This is a genomic window from Acidovorax sp. 107 (assembly GCF_003058055.1).
Lineage (GTDB): Bacteria > Pseudomonadota > Gammaproteobacteria > Burkholderiales > Burkholderiaceae_C > Acidovorax.
Genome location: NZ_QBTZ01000001.1, coordinates 2,817,434 through 2,836,523 on the forward strand (window position 1 = coordinate 2,817,434; position 19,090 = coordinate 2,836,523).

Consider the following 19,090-nt stretch of genomic DNA (forward strand, 5'->3'; position numbering starts at 1 on the left):
GAACGGGTCTCCTGGGGTCACGGGGCTGCACCACCGGGGTGCCTCCGGCGCGCGTTAGGGTGCCGTTTGTACCGCTGCACTTTGTTTCAGCCGATAACCTATTGGTATTAGTCGAGCACGGCTTCATAGGAGAACGCGTGCACCAAATCAGGGTAACTACTTAGTCCCCAGCCTGGTGCGGCACACTTCCAGCCGCACCCAATTGGCCTTGCTGCCGCACAACCACCCCGCCGGATTTCCATGCCCACACCCCGCCTTCGCCAGTTCTGGACGCTGCTCATCCTGCTTGCAGGCACAGCGGCCAGCATGTTCGCGGCCGGCCAGTGGGCCTGGCACCGGTCTTTGCTGGACGAAAGCGACAGCGTGCAGCGCCAGCTGGCCCTGTACGGTCAGACGCTGGCCCAGCGCATCGACCGCTACCGCACCCTGCCCGAGGTGCTGGCCTTGGACGCGCAACTGCAGGACGCGCTGCGCCGCACCCTGAGCACCGACGAGGTGGCGCGGCTCAACCGCAAGCTGGAGCAGGCCAACGGCGCCAGCCAGTCGTCCACCCTCACCCTGCTCAACCGCGACGGCCTGGCCGTGGCCGCCAGCAACTGGCGCACGGCCACCAGCAACGTGGGTGTGGACTACAGCTTTCGCCCCTATGTGCAGCAGGCACTGGCCCAGGGGCGCGGCAGCTTCTACGGCATTGGCGTGACCACGGGCGAGCCCGGCTACTTCCTGTCGCAGGCCATCCGCGACGACAGCGGCCACATCCTGGGTCTGGTGGCCATCAAGATTGCGCTGCAGGAGCTGGAGCGCGAATGGCTGCAGACCCCCGACATCGTGCTGGCGTCGGACGCGCATGGCGTGGTCTTCCTGGCCAGCCAGGACGCCTGGCGCTACCGCCTGCTGGAGCCGCTGGACGACGATGAACGCCGCGAGCTGAACGCCACGCGGCAATACTCCGACCAGCCCCTGCGCCCGCTCGACTATCGGGTGGACGACCACCTGGACAACGGCGGGCGGCTGGTGCGCGTGCAACCGTCCGCCGACATGCCCACCCCACCCAGCCGCATGCTGTGGCTGAGCCAGCCGTTGCCGGGCACCCCTTGGCAACTGCACCTTGTGCACACCACCCACAGCAGCATTGCCGACAGCCGCTGGGCGGCTGCGGCCGGGGGTGGCGGCTGGCTGGCCCTGTCGCTGCTGGTGCTGTTTGTGCGCCAACGCCAGCGCCTGGCCCGCCTGCGCCAGCGCAGCCGCCAGGAGCTGGAGACGGTGCTGCAACAACACGCGCAAGAGCTGCGCACCGCGCAGGACGGCATCGTGCAGGCCGCGCAGCAGGCTGACATGGGTCTCTCCCGCAGCCTGGAGCACCTGCCCCAGGGCGTCGTCATCATCGACGCCGACCTGAAACTGGTGGCCTGGAACTCGCGCTACGTGCAGCTGTTCCGCTACCCCGCCGACCTGATGCAGGTGGGCCGCCCCATCGAAGACCTGATGCGCCACAACGCGCGCCGTGGCCTGCTGGGCCCGGGCCCGGTGGAAGAAGCCATCGAACGCCGCTTGGCCCACCTTCGCAGCGGCACGTCCCACCTGCACGAAAGTGCCAAGGAAGACGGCACGGTGCTGGAGATCCGGGGCAACCCGCTGCCCGAGGGCGGCTTTGTGACCAGCTACGCCGACATCACCAGCTACAAGAACGCCGCGCGCGAGCTGCGGTCCCTCGCCGACGCGCTGGAGCAGCGCGTGGCCGACCGCACCCGCGACCTGGACGCTGCGCGGCGCGAGGCCGAGCAGGCCAACCGCTCCAAAACCCGCTTTGTGGCCGCCGCTGTGCACGACCTGCTGCAGCCCCTGAACGCCGCGCGCATGTTCACCTCGCTCTTGCGCAGCCACCTGCCGGGCGACGCCGAACGGCACGCGGTGGACAGCATCGACGGCGCCCTGGCCGCGCAGGACGCCATCCTCAACAGCCTGCTCGACATCTCGCGCATGGAGTCGGGCCAGTTCGACGTGCACATCCACGACGTGGCGCTGGGCCCGCTGCTGCAGGTGCTGGGCCACAACTTCGGCGTGCTGGCCGAGAGCCAAGGTTTAAAGCTGCGCTGCATGCCCACCCGCGCCGTGGTGCGCACCGACGAGAACCTGCTACGCCGCATCCTGCAGAACTTTGTCTCCAATGCCATCCGCTACAGCCGACACGGCCGCATCGTGGTGGGCTGCAGACGGGTGAAGCAGGCGGACGGGGACCACCTGCGCATCGAGGTGCACGACCAGGGCCCCGGCATCCCCGAGGCCTTGCAACGCGAGATCTTTGAAGAATTCCGCCGCCTGGACGAAGGCCGCGCCGACGACCGGGGCGCAGGCCTGGGCCTGGCCATCGTCGAACGCCTGGGCCGCCTGCTGGGGCATGAGATCGGCCTGCGCTCCCAGCTAGGGCGCGGCAGCGTGTTCTGGGTGTGTGTGCCCCTGGGCAACCCCGCCGCCGCACAGCAGGCCGCGCCCCCCGCCACCACGCTACAGCCCAGTGACGACGCGCCCCTGCAAGGCAGCAGCGCCTGGGTGATTGATGACGACGGCCCCACCTGCGCCGCCACGCAGGCCCTGCTGCAGCGCTGGGGTTGCACGGTACCGATGGCGGGCGGCGCGCCCGAGGCCCTGGCCGCCGCCCAGCCCGGCCATGCGCCACAGCTGGTGCTGCTGGACGTGCACCTGGGCGCGGGCCTCCACGGCCCCGAGGTGTTCGCGCAGCTGTGCCAGCGCTGGGGCCAGACGCCCGCCGTGATCCTGGTCACCGCCGAGCGCGACGCCACCCTGCGCCGCCAGGCCGCCGAGCGCGGCTGGGGCTTTCTGGCCAAGCCGGTGCGCGCGCCTGCACTGCGGGCGCTGGTGAGCCAGACGCTGCTGAGACAGGCCGCATCCCCCTGAGCCGCTGCGCCCGGATAGAGAGGCTGCGCTCTTGGCTATGCTTTTGATAGCTATCAGCGCTTTATGGACAAGCGATAGCAGCCGCTTTGATTCAAATCCCAGCCTCAGGAAGACACGCCTTCTTCCGTCTCCAGGCTTTTCACCAGCACCGCCGCCTGCGTGCGGCTGTAGCACGCGAGCTTTTTCAGGATGGCGGTGACATGCACCTTCACCGTGTTCTCGGCCAGGCCCAGCGCAGCCGCGATCTGCTTGTTGAGCAAACCATCGGCCAGGCACAGCAGCACGCGGAACTGCTGGGGCGTGAGCTGCGCCAGCCGGGCGGCCAGCTCGGCGTCAGCCTCGGAGCGCTCGGCCGCCATGGGCGGGAACCAGCTGCCGCCGTCCAGCACGGCCTGGATGGCGTCGCCCATGGCGTCGGCGGGGGCGGATTTGGGGATGAAGCCTGCCGCGCCAAACTGCTGCGCACGGCGGATGACGCGCGGGTGGTCGTTGGACGAGATGATGACCACGGGCAGCTCGGGGTATTCGCCGCGCACATGCAGCAGGGCCGAAAAGCCGCGCGTGCCGGGCATGCTCAGGTCCAGCAGCACCAGCTCGACCTCAGGGTGGTCCTGCAGTGCCTGCCCCAGCGTGGCGGCGCTGGCGGCCTCCAGCGTGCGGAACTGCGGCAGCCGCTCGCGCAGCACGTGCAGCACGGCCGCACGGAACAGCGGGTGGTCGTCAGCGACGAGGAGCGTGGGCGGGGTGGACATAGAGTTTGTGCAGTCTGCCACGGGCGCCATCAGCCGCCGGCCTGGGGGCCTTTCCAGAACGCGGGCTGTGCGTACTGGTGCTTGAGGTGCTCGATCCACAGCCGCACCCGCAGCGGCATGTGTTTGCGCTGCGGGAACACCACATAGATGCCGTTGGGCGGCGCGGCAAAGTCGTGCAGCACCTCCACCAAACGGCCAGCGGCGATCTCGGCCTCCACCTCCCAGGTGCTGCGCCAGGCAATGCCGTAGCCCGCCAGGCACCAGTCGTGCAGCACCTGCCCGTCCGAGCAGTCGAGCGGGCCGCCGGGCTTGAGGTGGATGACCTCGGTGCCACCACCCTCGACCGGCATGCGGAACGCCCAGCCGCGTGTCTGCGAGGCCTCGCTCGACAGCGTGAGGCAGTCGTGCTGCACCAGCTCGCTGGGGTGGCGCGGCGTGCCGTGGCGCTGCAGATAGGCGGGCGTGGCCACGCACAGGCGGCGGTTGTCGGCAATGCGAACGCTCACCAGCGACGAGTCGGGCAGGTCGCCCACACGCACGGCGCAGTCGTAGCCCTCGCCCGCCAGATCCACCACGCGGTCGCTGAGGTTGAGCGAGATCGTGACATCGGGGTGCGCCGTGCGAAAACGCGGCACCAGCGGCGCCACATGGCGGCGGCCAAAACCGGCCGGTGCGGTGATGCGCAAATGGCCCGTGGCCTTGACGCCGCCTTCGGACACGCTGGCCTCGGCATTGGCCACGTCGGACAGCAGGCGCTGGCAGTCTTCCAGAAACGCACTGCCCTCGTGCGTGAGGCTGATGCGGCGTGTGGTGCGCACCAGCAGCTTCACGCCCAGGTGTTCTTCCAGCGCATCGAGCCGCCGGCCCATGATGGCCGGGGCCACGCCCTCGGCCTTGGCCGCCGCGGTGAGGCTGCCGCGCGTTGCCACCGACACAAACGATTCGAAGGCCTTGAGTTTGTCCATGGGCGCTGATTATGGGGATAAAGCGGCGGAGGGCCTGGTGGCAGACTCGGGAGCGGTCTGTGATCGGTTTTGAAGCCAAACAGGCCGCATGCGCCAGCGCAACATGCCTGAGCAGCTACACAAATGATAGTAAACCGGCATCACCCGCACTTCACACCAGGCGCGACTTGAGGAACCCCACGGTGCCATAGCGCTTGACCTCGGTGTACAGATCGCGCGTGAGGCCCTGCACCATGGCGGTGTAGGCGTCGGCCAGGTCGGGGGCGATGGTGAAGTGGTCGTAGTTCACGATCACGCCCACGCGCTCGCCCTGTGCGGCGAGCGGGGCGAGCAGGCGGCGCACCTCCTGCTCGATGGCGTCGATGGTGCTGGCGGTGTTGATCTGCAGGCCCGAGAAGTCGATGTGCAGCAGCTGGCGCGCGGCGTCCAGCTCAAAGCGCTGCACCAGCGGGCGGTTGAGCAGCTGCTCGCGCAGGCCCAGCGGGCCGGGCTCGAACAGGCGCAGGTCCATGGTCTGCAGGCCGGGGCTGATGCGCGGCGTGAACGCCATGTGGGCCAGCACGTCGCGGTGCAGATCGATACCGGGCGCCAGCTCGATCAGCTCCAGCGCGCCACCGCCATCCGCTTCGCCCGAGGGCACCAGGCGGAACACGCAGCGCTCCGTCACATACAGCACCCGCTGGCCGCGCCGCAGCGCCTCGGCGCCGCTGAAGGTGCGGTGCTCGACCTCGCGCACCAGCTTGCGCGCGCCGCCCTCGTGCAGGATGTGCAGGTGGCCGTCCACCGCCTCGACCTGCAGCGCGCCGGCGGTGAAGGTGCCGACGAACACCACGGTCTTGGCGTTCTGGCTGATGTTGATGAAGCCGCCCGCACCCGCCAGGCGCGGCCCGAACTTGCTCACGTTGAGGTTGCCGTGCTGGTCGGCCTGCGCCAGGCCCAGGATGGCGATGTCGAGGCCGCCGCCGTCGTAGAAGTCAAACTGGTTGGGCTGGTCGATGATGGCCTGCGGGTTCACCGCCGCGCCAAAGTTCAGCCCGCCCGCCGGGATGCCGCCGATCACGCCCGGCTCGGCCGTGAGCGTGACCAGGTCGATGATGCGCTCTTCGGCCGCCACGTTGGCCACGCCCTCGGGCATGCCGATGCCCAGGTTGACCACCTGGTGCGGGCGCAGCTCCAGCGCTGCGCGGCGGGCGATGATCTTGCGCTCGGTCAGCGGCATCGCCTCCAGCGTGTCCATGGGCACGCGCAGCTCGCCCGCAAACGCGGCGCTGTAGGGCTCGGCAAAGGTCTGGTGGTGGTGCGCGGGCTCGGTGGCCAGCACCACGGCATCCACCAGCACGCCGGGCACCTTGACTTGCCGGGGGTTGAGCGTGCCGCGCTCGGCAATGCGCTCGACCTGCGCAATGACCACACCGCCCGAGTTGCGCGCGGCCATGGCGATGGCCAGCGCTTCGAGCGTGAGCGCCTCGCGCTCCATGGTGAGGTTGCCATCGGCGTCGGCCGTGGTCGCGCGGATGATGCCCACGTGGATCGGAAAGGCCTTGTAGAACAGGTAGTCCTGCCCGTCGATGGGCAGGATGCGCACCAGGTCTTCGGTGGTGCGGGCATTGAGCTTGCCGCCGCCATGGCGCGGGTCCACAAAGGTGTCGAGGCCCACGCGCGTGAGCGTGCCGGGCTTGCCCGCAGCGATGTCGCGGAACAGGTGCGTGATCACGCCCTGTGGCAGGTTCCAGGCCTCGATCTGGTTGTCCACCGCCAGCTTCTGGATGCGCGGCACCAGGCTCCAGTGCCCGCCGATCACGCGTTTGAGCAGACCCGCATGGCCCAGGTGGTTGAGGCCGCGCTGCTTGCCATCGCCCTGGCCTGCGGCGTAGACCAGCGTGAGATCGCGTGGGGTTTGCGTCGATTCCCAGCGCTGGGCCAGCGCCACCGCAATGCTCTCGGCAAAGCCGATGCCCACAAAGCCGCCCGTGGCCACGGTGTCGCCGTCGTGGATGAGCTGCACGGCATCGGCGGCGCTCACGATCTTGTTCTTGTGGGCCGCGTTGAGCGCGCTGGCGTCCAGGGGTGCCTGCATGGGTTTGTCTCCCGGTGGGTTTGTTGTGGGCGCAGCGTAGTGGGTAACGGGCCAAAGCACCATTCAGGGCGACTACGGACCGCCCTCAGTTTTGCGTAAAAGTCACTGGTTTAGAGATTTTCAGCGTATTTATATGGACAAACATTTGCAATACAGTCTGTCCATGGCCTGCTTGTGCGGGCACCGTTTTTCTTTGATCCCCGTTTCCACCACTCTTCTCTAGGCACCCCATGACCGATCGCACCCAAGTTCACGGCCTGCAAGTGGCCACCTCCCTGTACCGCTTTGTCGAAGACAAGGTGCTGCCCGGCACGGGGGTCGATGCCGCCGCCTTCTGGAAGGGCTTTGACGCCATCGTGTCGGACCTGGCCCCGCGCAACATCGCCCTACTGGCAGAGCGCGACCGCCTGCAAACCGAGCTAGACACCTGGCACAAGGCCAACCCCGGCCCCATCCAGAACATGGTGGCGTATCGCAGCTTCCTCGAAAAGATCGGCTACCTGGTGCCCCAGCCTGCCGACGTGAAGGCCACCACGGCCAACGTGGACGACGAGCTGGCCACGCAAGCTGGCCCCCAGCTGGTGGTGCCTATCCTGAACGCACGCTATGCGCTGAACGCCGCCAACGCGCGCTGGGGCAGCCTGTATGACGCGCTGTATGGAACGGACGCCATTCCAGAAACCGATGGCGCCGAAAAGGGCAAGGGCTACAACCCCGTGCGCGGCGCCAAGGTGATCGCATTTGCACGCCAGGTGCTGGATGACACGGCGCCCCTGGCCAGCGGCTCTCACAAGGACTCCACCGGCTACAAGGTCGAGGGTGGCCAGTTGGTCGTGTCGCTCGCCAACGGCAGCACCACGGGCCTGAAGGACGCGTCACAGTTCAAGGGCTACCAGGGCAATGCCGCCGCGCCTTCGTCGGTGCTGCTGCAGCACAACGGCCTGCACCTGGATATCCAGATCAACCGCGCCACCCCCATCGGCCAATCTGATGCCGCTGGCGTGAGCGACCTGGTGTTGGAAGCCGCGTTGTCCACGATTCTCGATCTGGAAGACTCCGTGGCCGCCGTGGACGCCGAAGACAAGGTGCTGGGCTACAGCAACTGGCTGGGCATCATCCAGGCCACGCTGACCGAACAGGTCGCCAAGGGCGGCAAGACCATCACACGCGGCCTGAACGCCGACCGCATCTACACCGGCCCCCAAGGCGGTGAAGTGCGCCTGCATGGCCGTTCGCTGATGTTCCTGCGCAATGTGGGCCACTTGATGACCAACCCCGCCATCCTGTGGAAGGATGCCCAGGGCCAGGTGCGCGAGATTCCTGAAGGCATCATGGACGCGGTGGTGACCACGGCCATCGCCCTGCACGACCTGCAAGGCCATGGCGCCAACGGTATTCGCAACAGCCGCAAGGGCAGCGTCTACATCGTCAAGCCCAAGATGCACGGCCCCGCCGAAGTGGGCTTTGCCGCCGAGCTGTTTGGCCGCGTCGAGAAGCTGCTGGGCTTGCCCGACAGCACCGTCAAGCTGGGCATCATGGACGAAGAGCGCCGCACCAGCGTCAACCTCAAGGCCTGCATTGCCGCCGCCAGCAGCCGCGTGGCCTTCATCAACACCGGCTTCCTGGACCGCACGGGCGACGAGATGCACACCGCCATGCACGCAGGCCCCATGGTGCGCAAGGGCGACATGAAGACCAGCGCCTGGATCCAGTCGTACGAGAAAAACAACGTGCTGGTGGGCCTGAGCTGTGGCCTGCGCGGCAAGGCGCAGATCGGCAAGGGCATGTGGGCCATGCCCGACCTGATGGCCGAGATGCTCAAGCAGAAAATCGCCCACCCCAAGGCCGGTGCCAACACCGCCTGGGTGCCCAGCCCCACGGGCGCCACGCTGCACGCGCTGCACTACCACCAGGTGAAGGTGAGCGACATTCAGATCGAGCTGGAAAAGACCGATGTGAACGCCGAGCGCGACAACCTGCTGACCGGCCTGCTCACCGTGCCCGTGGCCGCCGCCCCCAACTGGAGCGACGCCGAGAAGCAGCAGGAGCTGGACAACAACGCCCAGGGCATCCTGGGCTACGTGGTGCGCTGGGTGGACCAGGGCGTGGGTTGCTCCAAGGTGCCCGACATCCACAACGTGGGCCTGATGGAAGACCGCGCCACGCTGCGCATCAGCAGCCAGCACATGGCCAACTGGCTGCACCACGGTGTGGTGACCGAAGCCCAGGTGCGTGCCACGTTCGAGCGCATGGCCGCCGTGGTGGACCAGCAAAACGCGGGTGACCCGCTGTACCAGCCCATGGCCGGACACTTTGACACCAGCATGGCGTACAAGGCGGCCTGCGACCTGGTCTTCAAGGGCCTGGAGCAGCCCAGCGGCTACACCGAGCCACTGCTGCACGCCTGGCGCCTGAAGGTGAAGGCCGCCACGGCCTGACCAGGCTTGAGCGAAATGCTATTTATTGGATAGCACTCAGCACATACAGGATAGGCACCCGAGGCCTCTCTGATCCAAAAACAACGGCGCCCGAGGGCGCCGTTGTGGTTCTGGGAGCAACCTGCGGGTTCAGACCAGAAAGCGTTGCGCCAGCAGCGCCCAATAGGCCGCACCGATGGGCAGATTGGCGTCGTTGAAGTCGTAGCCGGGGTTGTGCACCATGCATGCCCCCGCGCTGTCGCCGTCGCCGTTGCCGATGAACAGGTAGCTGCCGGGCACGCGCTCCAGCATGAAGGCGAAGTCTTCGCTGCCGGACAAGGCCAGGCCCTGCAGGGTCACATGCGCCTCGCCGACCAGCTCCAGGGCCACCTCGCAGGCGAAGGCGGTTTCTTCCGGCGTGTTGACCAGCACGGCATAACCGGGCCGCCAGTCGATCTGCGCCGTGACGCCCAAGCTGTCCGCCTGCGCGGCGATCAGCGCCTTGATACGCTGCTCCAGCCTGGCGCGCACTGCGCGGTCCAGCGCGCGCACGCTCAGCTCCAGTGTGGCGCTTTGCGGGATCACGTTGTTGGCCTTGCCGGCATGCAGCGCCCCCACGGTCACCACCGCCATCTGCAACGGATCGATGTTGCGCGAGACCACCGTCTGCAGCGCCATCACGATGCTGGCGGCGGCCACGATGGGGTCGGTCGCCAGGTGCGGCATGGCGCCATGGCCGCCGACGCCGGTGAGCGTGACCGTGGCGTAGTCGGACGAGGCCATGGTGGCGCCCTCGCGCAGCACCAACTGGCCTTGTGGCAAGCCAGGCATGTTGTGCATGGCAAAGACCGCATCGCAGGGGTATTTGTCGAACAGGCCGTCGTCCATCATGCGCAGCGCGCCGCCGCCGCCTTCTTCGGCAGGCTGGAAGATCAGGTTCAAGGTGCCCGAAAAGTCCCCGCTCTGCGCCAGATGCTGTGCGGCAGCCAGCAGCATGGCGGTGTGGCCGTCGTGGCCGCAGGCATGCATCACCCCGTCGTGGCAACTGGCGTGTGGCAGGCCGGTGGCTTCATGGATGGGCAGGGCATCCATGTCGGCGCGCAGGCCCAACCGGCGCTGGCCGGAGCCGCGCACCAGCTGGCCCACCAGACCGGTGCCGCCCAGGCCGCGCTCGACTGTGTAGCCCCAGCCCTGGAGCTTCTCGGCCACCAGGGCCGAGGTGCGGTGTTCGTCGAACGCCAGTTCTGGGTGGCGGTGGATGTCGCGCCGCAGGCCGATGAATTCGTCGGCCGTTGCATTCAGTGCTTTCAGCAAAGGGGTGCTCATGGGGACGCTCACTGGGGCTGCAGGTTGATAGATTTGGCGATGGCACGGTAACGCGCGGTCTCGGCCTCGAAGAACGCGGTGGCTTCGGCCAGCGATGTGGACGGCGATGCCAGCTGCGTTTGCGCTGCCAGCTGCGAGCGCACGGAGGGGTCCTGCAGCGTCGCGCCAATGGCCTTGTGCAGGCGCTGGACCACCGCTTCTGGCGTGTTCTTGGGCACCATGAAGCCGCTCCAGATGCCGTAGGAGAAGTTTTTCAGCTCCTTGCCTTCACTGGCGGTCGGCACGTTTTTCAGCAGCTCGGAACGTTGCCCGCCGAGCTGGCCGATGATCTTGACCCGGCCCTGATCGGCCATCGCGCCCATCGCCGCGCTGTACACCAACACGGCGAAATCAACCTGCCCGCCGCCGATGTCCTGCATCAGGGGGGCATTGCCCCTGTAGGGCGCGTGGAGCAGCTTGATGCCGGCGCGTTGCTGCACGTCCTCAAGGATCAGGTGGTACAGCGAGCCCACGCCCACGCTGCCGTAGGTCAGCGGCTTGTCGCTCGATTTGCGCGCCAGCGCAATCAGCTCGTCCACGCTGTTGACCGGCAGATCCTTGCGCGCCACGAAAACCATCACGGCATCCGCCACCGGATGCACCAGGCGGAAGTCCTCCGTCTTGAGCTTCACGGCGGCGTTGGCCAGCGGCGACAGGATGACCTCGTTGGGCGAGCCCTGGAAGATGTAGTAGCCGTCGGCAGGCGCGGCCAGCACCTTTTGGGCAGCAAGACCCCCCGCGGCGCCGCCCAGGTTTTCCACCACCACCGGCTGGCCCAACTCCTTGCCCAAAGGTACGGTGAAGATGCGTGCCGTCGCATCGGATGGCCCCCCGGCCGGGTAGGGCACCATCAGGTTGACCGGTTTGCTGGGGTAGGTCTGGGCGAGGGCGGCGCCGTTGACCAGCAGCGCACTGGCCAGGAGCAGACTGACTGTCTTGAATGCGTTCATGGGGTTGTCTCCTTGGAATATTTGGAATGCATCGGAATGCCTGGAACGGGCGCACTGGGGATGCACCTCAAGAATCCTAGATAGGCCGAATTGATGTGTCCAATGCATTATTTTTCTGCTTATCATTCATTTGACTCATTCATTGGCTGCAGCATGAACCTCCAACAACTCGAACATCTGCTGGCTGTGGCCGAGACCGGCTCGTTCAGCCGCGCCGCCGAGCGACAGCACCTCACGCAATCCGCCCTGAGCCGCAGCATCCAGGCCCTGGAGGAGGATCTGGGCGCGCGCCTGGTCGACCGCAGCGGCAAACGCAACGAGCTCACCCCGCTGGGTGAAGCCGTGGCGGTGCGCGCCCGGCGCATGGTGTTCGAGGCGGCCGAACTGCGCCGCAGTGCCGAACTGCTCAAGCAGGGCGATCTGGGCGCTATCCGCGTGGGTCTGGGGTCGGGGCCGGGCGCGATGCTGATGACGCCATTTCTGATCCACATGGCCAGACACCATCCAGGCGTACAGGTCAGCGTGTCGCCAGGTGCGACCGAACTGCAGCTCATGCAGCTGCGCCAGCGCACGCTGGACGCGCTGGTGGTTGACGTTCGCCGCACGGCGCCGGCGCCCGACCTGGCCATCGAGTACCTCACCGATATGCGTGCCGGTTTTGTCTGCCGCAGCGGCCATCCCTTGCTGCAGGCCGGCGGCCCGGTGTCGTTTGACGCGTTGCTGCGCTACCCACTGGCGTCGATCCCCCTGAGCACCGAAGTCGCCCATCTGCTGGTCACCCGTTTCGGTCCGCAGGCCGACCCGCAGCAGGCCGTGAGCCTGCGCTGCGACGACATCACCAGCCTGATCGCCACCGTCGCGGCCTCGGACGCGATCTACCTGGGCATCCTGGCACCCGCACGCGTGGGCATCGCCGCGGGACAGCTCTCCGAGCTGGCCACCGAGCCACCGCTGGTCAGCGGCGCGCGTTTTGCCTTTGTCACGCTGGCGGGACGCACCGAAGCGCCGTCAATGGGCCTGTTCCGCCAGTTTGTGGCGGAGCAGCTGCGCGACTAAGTGCTCCAGAAATGGCTCTGGTGGCCCACGCCATTGCGACCAGGGGCCGGCGCCATCGAAGATGCCGGGGCGGCGGAAACCAGTCCATTCCAAGCCAAAATGGCCCCCTGCGCCCGTAGATAAAGCGCAAGATGCTACTTTTATGAGAGCATTGTGGAATGAACCGCAGGCGGGCGCCGTTGCGCGACGCTTGCCCCCGGCCCGCCACGCGCCGCCGTACACTGGGCGCCGGTGCCTGTTTCCTGCGCGCGCTGCCCATCTCATCCCGCTCCATGCCACGCCCAGAACCGGACTCCTCTCGTTGCCCCCTGTGCGGCCAGTCCAACCAATGCGCGATGGCGCTGGGGTTGCCGCCCGACAGCTGCTGGTGCATGACAAAGCGCATTGCGCCCGGCGCCCTGGAGGCCCTGCCTGCGACCCAGCGCGGCCAACGCTGCATTTGCCCCGCCTGCGGCGCGCCCGGCGCACGCAGCGAAGACACCGCGCAACCGCCGATATGATTTCTCTTTCGTTTTTTGCCCACTCCCAAGGAAGCTGATATGCCCACGTACCACGTCGAAATGATGGAAGGCCGCACGGTCGAGCAAAAGAAGAAGCTGGTGGAAGAGATCACCCGTGTGTCCGTCGAGATCCTGGGCGGCTCGCCCGAGTCTGTGGACATCCTGATCACCGACATCAAGCGCGAAAACTGGGCCACGGGCGGCAAGCTGTGGCTGGAGCGCACGTCCTGAACGCAGGTTCCAGCACTGTTGTGAACCCCGTCCTACTGCCTCAGCATTTGACCGTTTCATGAACTCCTCCTCGGGGTCACTGTCCGTCTTGCGCGAGCGCTATGGCGAGCGCTATCGGTGGCTGCTGTTGCTGTCCGTCATGGTCGGCACCATGGCCTCCATCATGTCCTCCACCATCGTCAACGTGGCGATCCCGGACATGAGCCACTACTTTGCACTGGGCCAGGAGCGCGCCCAATGGGTCACCTCGGGCTTCATGGTGGCCACCACCGTGTCCATGCTCACCACCCCCTGGCTGCTGTCGCGGTACGGCTACCGCGCGACCTATGTGGGCGCTATGTTGCTGCTGCTGGTCGGCGGTGTGGGAGGCGGTCTGGCGCGCGATTTTGGCCTGGTACTTGCCGCACGGGTGGCCGAGGGGCTGGCGGCCGGTGTTGTGCAACCCATCCCGGCCGTCATCATCCTCTACGCCTTCCAGCCCCATGAGCAAGGGCGCGCCAGCGGCATTTTTGGCATGGGCGTGGTGCTGGCACCCGCCATTGGCCCGAGCATCGGGGGATTGCTGGTGGACTGGTTTGGCTGGCGCTCGATTTTCTTCATGGTCGTGCCGCTGTGCCTGGCATCCATTTGGCTGGCCTACAAATTCGTGCCGATCACTGCGCCCGGGGGCGTTGAGGCCAATCGCCAAGGTCAGGCGCTGGACTGGCGGGGGCTGCTGCTGGGCACCGTGGGCACGCTGTGCCTCCTCAATGGCCTGGTCTCGCTGCATGGTGGGTCCATGACCGAAGCAGGTGTCCTGTTACTGAGCGCGGTCGTGGCCGTGGCTTGCTTTGTGGCTTGGCAACGCAGGCTACTGCGCACCGGGCGCAAGCCGCTGATGGACCTGCGCCTTTTTCAATACCGCCAGTTCGCCATGGGCAGTGTGGTGGCGTTCATCTACGGTACAGCCTTGTTCGGCTCCACCTACCTGTTGCCGGTATTCATGCAATTGGGGCTGGAGTTGTCGGCATCCCACGTGGGCACCCTGATGCTCCCAGCCGGATTCGTGCTGGCCGCCACCATCGCGGTGGTGGGCCGACTGGCCGACCGTCAACCGACCCATTTGCTGGTCAGCACCGGGCTGGGTTTGCTGGCGCTGTCGTTCGGACTGATGGTGTTTGTGGGCCTGGGCTCGTCGCTGTGGATGCTGGTCGCTTTTGCGATCCTGGGGCGCATCGGGCTGGGATTCATTCTGCCCTCGCTGAACCTCGGCTCGATGCGCCCGCTGGACAAGTCGTTGATTTCTCAAGGCTCCAGCGCCATTGGCTTCTTGCGCATGCTGGGCGGCGCAGCAGGGGTCAGCCTGTGTGGCATCGTGCTGGAATGGCGCCTGAGCGCACATGGCGCGTCGCTGGCGGCTGGAGCCAGCAACTCTGCCCGCATTGCAGCGTTTGGCGAGACTTTCTTGATGCTGACTTTTCTGTGTCTGCTGGCTCTGGTAGCGGCTTGGCAACTGCGCGAAGCCCGTTCCGAATGACGCTACCACGCCCCCTATCCTGATGCTTTCGGGCCGGCGTGGCCCAGACTCTATCAAGCTTTTTTTCGACACCGAAGAAACGGAACCTTCGCCATGTGCCAACTGCTCGGCATGAACTGCAATGTCCCCACCGATGTGACCTTCAGCTTCACGGGGTTTGCGCAACGCGGCGGAAAGACCGACCATCACACCGATGGCTGGGGTATCGCGTTCTTCGAAGACAAGGGGCTGAGGCACTTTGTGGACCATCTGGCGGCGGTGGACTCCCCTGTGGCTGAGCTGATTCGCCGCTACCCCATCAAGAGCCGGAACGTCATTGCCCATATCCGCAAGGCCACCCAGGGCGTGGTGAGCCTTCAGAACTGCCATCCCTTCGTGCGCGAACTGTGGGGTCGGTACTGGGTGTTTGCCCACAACGGCGATCTGAAAGACTTCCGTCCACGCCTGCATTCGCATTTCCGTCCGGTAGGCGATACGGACAGCGAGCACGCGTTTTGCTGGATCATGCAGGAGTTGGCCAAGTCACACGCCAGCGTGCCTTCAGTTCCAGAGCTCACGCGGACCCTCAAGGAACTCGCTGCGCGTATGGCCCCTCATGGCACATTCAATTTCCTTCTTTCCAATGGTCAGGCCTTGTGGGCACACGCCTCCACCAATCTGCACTACATAGAGCGCCGCCATCCATTTGGCGCAGCGCATTTGAGTGACGAAGACCTGCAGCTGGATTTTTCGAAGGAAACCAGCGAACACGACCAAGTCGCGGTGATCGTGACGAGCCCATTGACCAGCAACGAGAGCTGGACGGCATTCGGCAAGGGAGAGCTGCTGGTGTTCGAGCAAGGCCGGCGGCTGCCGATTTGATTGCAAGCAATGTCTCGCGGCTAAAGGCCAAGGGAGGGATCAGGAAGAGGGAACCGATGTGTGCGCTGAGAGCTAGTCCTGTGGCGAATCTGGCGCTCCAAAGCAAAAAACCCCAGTCCTTTGGAGACTGGGGTTTTCTGGGCTGTAAGAGCCTGACGATGACCTACTTTCACACGGGAACCCGCACTATCATCGGCGCAAAGTCGTTTCACTGTCCTGTTCGGGATGGGAAGGAGTGGTACCAACTTGCTATGGTCATCAGGCATAACTTGGTGCTGGGCTGTTCTTGTGAACAGCCTGGCGAATTCATAGAGTCTGGAATCAGATTTTTTGTATTTGACTGCGTCTAACTTGGCATAACAGACTTTGAGCTTCACGCTGGTGAGCGTGTTGGCTATCAAAGTTATAGGGTCAAGCCGCACGAGCAATTAGTATCAGTTAGCTTAACGCATTACTGCGCTTCCACACCTGACCTATCAACGTCCTGGTCTTGAACGACTCTTTAGGGGGCTCAAGGCCCCGGCAGATCTCATCTTGAAACGAGTTTCCCGCTTAGATGCTTTCAGCGGTTATCTCTTCCACACTTAGCTACTCGGCAATGCCACTGGCGTGACAACCGATACACCAGAGGTGTGTCCACTCCGGTCCTCTCGTACTAGGAGCAGGCTTCCTCAAATCTGCAGCGCCCACGGAAGATAGGGACCAAACTGTCTCACGACGTTTTAAACCCAGCTCACGTACCTCTTTAAATGGCGAACAGCCATACCCTTGGGACCGGCTACAGCCCCAGGATGAGATGAGCCGACATCGAGGTGCCAAACACCGCCGTCGATATGAACTCTTGGGCGGTATCAGCCTGTTATCCCCAGAGTACCTTTTATCCGTTGAGCGATGGCCCTTCCATACAGAACCACCGGATCACTATGTCCTGCTTTCGCATCTGCTCGACTTGTCAGTCTCGCAGTTAAGCACGCTTATGCCATTGCACTATCGTCACGATGTCCGACCGTAACTAGCGTACCTTCGAACTCCTCCGTTACGCTTTGGGAGGAGACCGCCCCAGTCAAACTGCCTACCATGCACTGTCCCCGATCCAGATAATGGACCTAGGTTAGAACCTCAAACACACCAGGGTGGTATTTCAACGTTGGCTCCATGAGAACTAGCGTCCTCACTTCAAAGCCTCCCACCTATCCTACACAGATCTGTTCAAAGTCCAATACAAAGCTACAGTAAAGGTTCATGGGGTCTTTCCGTCTTTCCGCGGGGAGATTGCATCATCACAAACATTTCAACTTCGCTGAGTCTCAGGAGGAGACAGTGTGGCCATCGTTACGCCATTCGTGCAGGTCGGAACTTACCCGACAAGGAATTTCGCTACCTTAGGACCGTTATAGTTACGGCCGCCGTTTACTGGGACTTCAATCAAGAGCTTGCACCCCATCATTTAATCTTCCAGCACCGGGCAGGCGTCACACCCTATACGTCCACTTTCGTGTTTGCAGAGTGCTGTGTTTTTATTAAACAGTCGCAGCCACCGATTTTTTGCAACCCCGTTGGGCTCCCTCTGTACGAGTTCACCTACTTGGGGCATACCTTCTCCCGAAGTTACGGTATCAATTTGCCGAGTTCCTTCTCCTGAGTTCTCTCAAGCGCCTTAGAATACTCATCTCGCGCACCAGTGTCGGTTTGCGGTACGGTCGTCAATAGCTGAAGCTTAGTGGCTTTTCCTGGAAGCAGGGTATCACTCACTTCGTCTGCAAGCAGACTCGTTATCACCCCTCATCTAAGCCCGGCGGATTTGCCTACCAGGCACGACTACAGGCTTGAACCAACATATCCAACAGTTGGCTGAGCTAACCTTCTCCGTCCCCACATCGCACTATTGATCGGTACAGGAATATTGACCTGTTTCCCATCAGCTACGCATCTCTGCCTCGCCTTAGGGGCCGACTCACTCTACGCCGATGAACGTTGCGTAGAAAACCTTGCGCTTACGGCGAGGGGGCTTTTCACCCCCTTTAACGCTACTCATGTCAGCATTCGCACTTCTGATACCTCCAGCATCCGTTACCAGACACCTTCACAGGCCTACAGAACGCTCTCCTACCACTTGCAATAAATTGCAAATCCGCAGCTTCGGTAACTGGCTTAGCCCCGTTACATCTTCCGCGCAGGACGACTCGATCAGTGAGCTATTACGCTTTCTTTAAATGATGGCTGCTTCTAAGCCAACATCCTGACTGTTTTAGCCTTCCCACTTCGTTTCCCACTTAGCCAATTTTAGGGACCTTAGCTGGCGGTCTGGGTTGTTTCCCTCTTGAGTCCGGACGTTAGCACCCGGTGCTCTGTCTCCCAAGCTGTACTCTGCGGTATTCGGAGTTTGCATAGGTTTGGTAAGTCGCCATGACCCCCTAGCCTAAACAGTGCTCTACCCCCGCAGGTAATACTTGAGGCACTACCTAAATAGTTTTCGGAGAGAACCAGCTATTTCCAAGTTTGTTTAGCCTTTCACCCCTATCCACAGCTCATCCCCTAGTTTTGCAACACTAGTGGGTTCGGACCTCCAGTACCTGTTACGGCACCTTCATCCTGGCCATGGATAGATCACTTGGTTTCGGGTCTACACCCAGCGACTGATTCGCCCTATTCGGACTCGATTTCTCTACGGCTTCCCTATTCGGTTAACCTTGCCACTGAATGTAAGTCGCTGACCCATTATACAAAAGGTACGCAGTCACCCTTGCGGGCTCCTACTTTTTGTAAGCATGCGGTTTCAGGATCTATTTCACTCCCCTCCCGGGGTTCTTTTCGCCTTTCCCTCACGGTACTGGTTCACTATCGGTCGATTACGAGTATTTAGCCTTGGAGGATGGTCCCCCCATATTCAGACAGGATTTCTCGTGTCCCGCCCTACTTTTCTCTAACTTAGTACCACACGTCTGTTTTCGCATACAGGGCTATCACCTGCTATGGCCGGGCTTTCCATCCCGTTTTGCTAACAGTCGTGCTATCACTAGAAGGCTCTTCCGATTTCGCTCGCCACTACTTTCGGAATCTCGGTTGATGTCTTTTCCTCGAGCTACTGAGATGTTTCAGTTCACCCGGTTCGCCTCGCATACCTATGTATTCAGTATGCGATACCTCTTGCGAGGTGGGTTTCCCCATTCAGAAATCTCCGGATCAAAGCTTATTTGCCAGCTCCCCGAAGCTTATCGCAGGCTATCACGTCTTTCGTCGCCTGTAATCGCCAAGGCATCCACCACATGCTCTTAGTCACTTGACCCTATAACTTTGACATCTCTTTCAAGATATCGCCATCATCTTCAAGGACTTGCCAGGTCTTTCACCTGGCGCGTTATGCCGTAATGTGAATAATTCCTCGATATCACTATCAAGAAACATTCGTCATTACTGAGTTCAAATTACTTCGCAATCGCTTTCGCAATCACGTTTGCTCATTGAACATTCGTTTTGACGCAAT

12 protein-coding genes and 2 rRNA genes are annotated in these 19,090 nt (G+C 63.6%); 7 read left to right on the forward strand and 7 right to left on the reverse strand.

Annotation, left to right across the window (positions count from 1 at the left end; translation table 11 throughout):
• The first annotated feature begins 240 nt into the window (after positions 1-240).
• Complete coding sequence (locus C8C99_RS13230) at positions 241-2,916, forward strand: PAS-domain containing protein (protein WP_108625981.1); 2,676 nt, start codon at positions 241-243, stop codon at positions 2,914-2,916.
• A gap of 104 nt (positions 2,917-3,020) precedes the next feature.
• Here C8C99_RS13230 and C8C99_RS13235 read toward each other — a convergent pair whose 3' ends face one another.
• The 3 genes from C8C99_RS13235 to C8C99_RS13245 all read right to left on the reverse strand — a co-directional run bounded on the left by C8C99_RS13235 (position 3,021) and on the right by C8C99_RS13245 (position 6,710).
• Positions 3,021-3,668, reverse strand: a complete 648-nt coding sequence (locus tag C8C99_RS13235; RefSeq protein WP_108627154.1) for a response regulator transcription factor — start codon at positions 3,666-3,668, stop codon at positions 3,021-3,023.
• Between the two features lie 29 nt (positions 3,669-3,697).
• Positions 3,698-4,633: a LysR family transcriptional regulator gene (locus C8C99_RS13240; RefSeq protein WP_015016104.1), complete on the reverse strand. Its 936-nt coding sequence runs from the start codon at positions 4,631-4,633 to the stop codon at positions 3,698-3,700.
• 151 nt (positions 4,634-4,784) lie between these two features.
• Positions 4,785-6,710: an acyl CoA:acetate/3-ketoacid CoA transferase gene (locus C8C99_RS13245; RefSeq protein ID WP_108625982.1), complete on the reverse strand. Its 1,926-nt coding sequence runs from the start codon at positions 6,708-6,710 to the stop codon at positions 4,785-4,787.
• A 230-nt stretch (positions 6,711-6,940) separates the two neighbouring features.
• On the opposite strand from C8C99_RS13245, the gene C8C99_RS13250 reads away from it, so the two are divergent.
• Complete coding sequence (locus C8C99_RS13250; protein ID WP_108625983.1) at positions 6,941-9,148, forward strand: malate synthase G; 2,208 nt, start codon at positions 6,941-6,943, stop codon at positions 9,146-9,148.
• A 129-nt stretch (positions 9,149-9,277) separates the two neighbouring features.
• On the opposite strand, the gene C8C99_RS13255 is transcribed toward C8C99_RS13250, so the two are convergent.
• Together C8C99_RS13255 and C8C99_RS13260 are read right to left on the reverse strand one after the other, a co-directional pair.
• Complete coding sequence (locus tag C8C99_RS13255) at positions 9,278-10,453, reverse strand: M20 aminoacylase family protein (protein ID WP_108625984.1); 1,176 nt, start codon at positions 10,451-10,453, stop codon at positions 9,278-9,280.
• 8 nt (positions 10,454-10,461) lie between these two features.
• Complete coding sequence (locus C8C99_RS13260) at positions 10,462-11,442, reverse strand: tripartite tricarboxylate transporter substrate binding protein (protein ID WP_108625985.1); 981 nt, start codon at positions 11,440-11,442, stop codon at positions 10,462-10,464.
• A gap of 153 nt (positions 11,443-11,595) precedes the next feature.
• Here C8C99_RS13260 and C8C99_RS13265 point away from each other — a divergent pair, with 153 nt between their 5' ends.
• The 5 genes from C8C99_RS13265 (at position 11,596) to C8C99_RS13285 (ending at position 15,606) form a co-directional block, all read left to right on the forward strand.
• The gene (locus C8C99_RS13265; protein WP_108625986.1) at positions 11,596-12,498 is read left to right on the forward strand and encodes a LysR family transcriptional regulator; all 903 of its coding nucleotides are present in this window, start codon (positions 11,596-11,598) and stop codon (positions 12,496-12,498) included.
• A gap of 335 nt (positions 12,499-12,833) precedes the next feature.
• Positions 12,834-12,998, forward strand: coding sequence for a cysteine-rich CWC family protein (locus tag C8C99_RS13270; RefSeq protein WP_369867756.1), 165 nt, complete (start codon positions 12,834-12,836; stop codon positions 12,996-12,998).
• Positions 12,999-13,037: 39 nt separating this feature from the next.
• Positions 13,038-13,229, forward strand: coding sequence for a 4-oxalocrotonate tautomerase (locus C8C99_RS13275; RefSeq protein ID WP_056647703.1), 192 nt, complete (start codon positions 13,038-13,040; stop codon positions 13,227-13,229).
• A gap of 58 nt (positions 13,230-13,287) precedes the next feature.
• Positions 13,288-14,745 (forward strand): DHA2 family efflux MFS transporter permease subunit, encoded by a 1,458-nt coding sequence (locus tag C8C99_RS13280; protein ID WP_108625987.1) that lies wholly within the window; start codon positions 13,288-13,290, stop codon positions 14,743-14,745.
• A gap of 93 nt (positions 14,746-14,838) precedes the next feature.
• A complete protein-coding gene (locus tag C8C99_RS13285; protein WP_108625988.1) occupies positions 14,839-15,606 on the forward strand; it encodes a class II glutamine amidotransferase in 768 nt (255 codons plus the stop codon).
• A 150-nt stretch (positions 15,607-15,756) separates the two neighbouring features.
• Here the strand turns inward: C8C99_RS13285 and rrf are convergent.
• Positions 15,757-15,869 (reverse strand): 5S ribosomal RNA (gene rrf, locus C8C99_RS13290).
• A 144-nt stretch (positions 15,870-16,013) separates the two neighbouring features.
• Positions 16,014-18,892 (reverse strand): 23S ribosomal RNA (locus C8C99_RS13295).
• Between the last annotated feature and the right edge of the window lie 198 nt (positions 18,893-19,090).

Coding starts and splice junctions, on each gene's coding strand:
- C8C99_RS13265 (WP_108625986.1), top strand. CDS start 11,596: ATGAACCTCCAACAACTCGAACATCTGCTGGCTGTGGCCGAGACCGGC.
- C8C99_RS13250 (WP_108625983.1), top strand. CDS start 6,941: ATGACCGATCGCACCCAAGTTCACGGCCTGCAAGTGGCCACCTCCCTG.
- C8C99_RS13235 (WP_108627154.1), bottom strand. CDS start 3,668: ATGTCCACCCCGCCCACGCTCCTCGTCGCTGACGACCACCCGCTGTTC.
- C8C99_RS13240 (WP_015016104.1), bottom strand. CDS start 4,633: ATGGACAAACTCAAGGCCTTCGAATCGTTTGTGTCGGTGGCAACGCGC.
- C8C99_RS13255 (WP_108625984.1), bottom strand. CDS start 10,453: ATGAGCACCCCTTTGCTGAAAGCACTGAATGCAACGGCCGACGAATTC.
- C8C99_RS13285 (WP_108625988.1), top strand. CDS start 14,839: ATGTGCCAACTGCTCGGCATGAACTGCAATGTCCCCACCGATGTGACC.
- C8C99_RS13275 (WP_056647703.1), top strand. CDS start 13,038: ATGCCCACGTACCACGTCGAAATGATGGAAGGCCGCACGGTCGAGCAA.
- C8C99_RS13270 (WP_369867756.1), top strand. CDS start 12,834: ATGGCGCTGGGGTTGCCGCCCGACAGCTGCTGGTGCATGACAAAGCGC.
- C8C99_RS13280 (WP_108625987.1), top strand. CDS start 13,288: ATGAACTCCTCCTCGGGGTCACTGTCCGTCTTGCGCGAGCGCTATGGC.
- C8C99_RS13260 (WP_108625985.1), bottom strand. CDS start 11,442: ATGAACGCATTCAAGACAGTCAGTCTGCTCCTGGCCAGTGCGCTGCTG.
- C8C99_RS13230 (WP_108625981.1), top strand. CDS start 241: ATGCCCACACCCCGCCTTCGCCAGTTCTGGACGCTGCTCATCCTGCTT.
- C8C99_RS13245 (WP_108625982.1), bottom strand. CDS start 6,710: ATGCAGGCACCCCTGGACGCCAGCGCGCTCAACGCGGCCCACAAGAAC.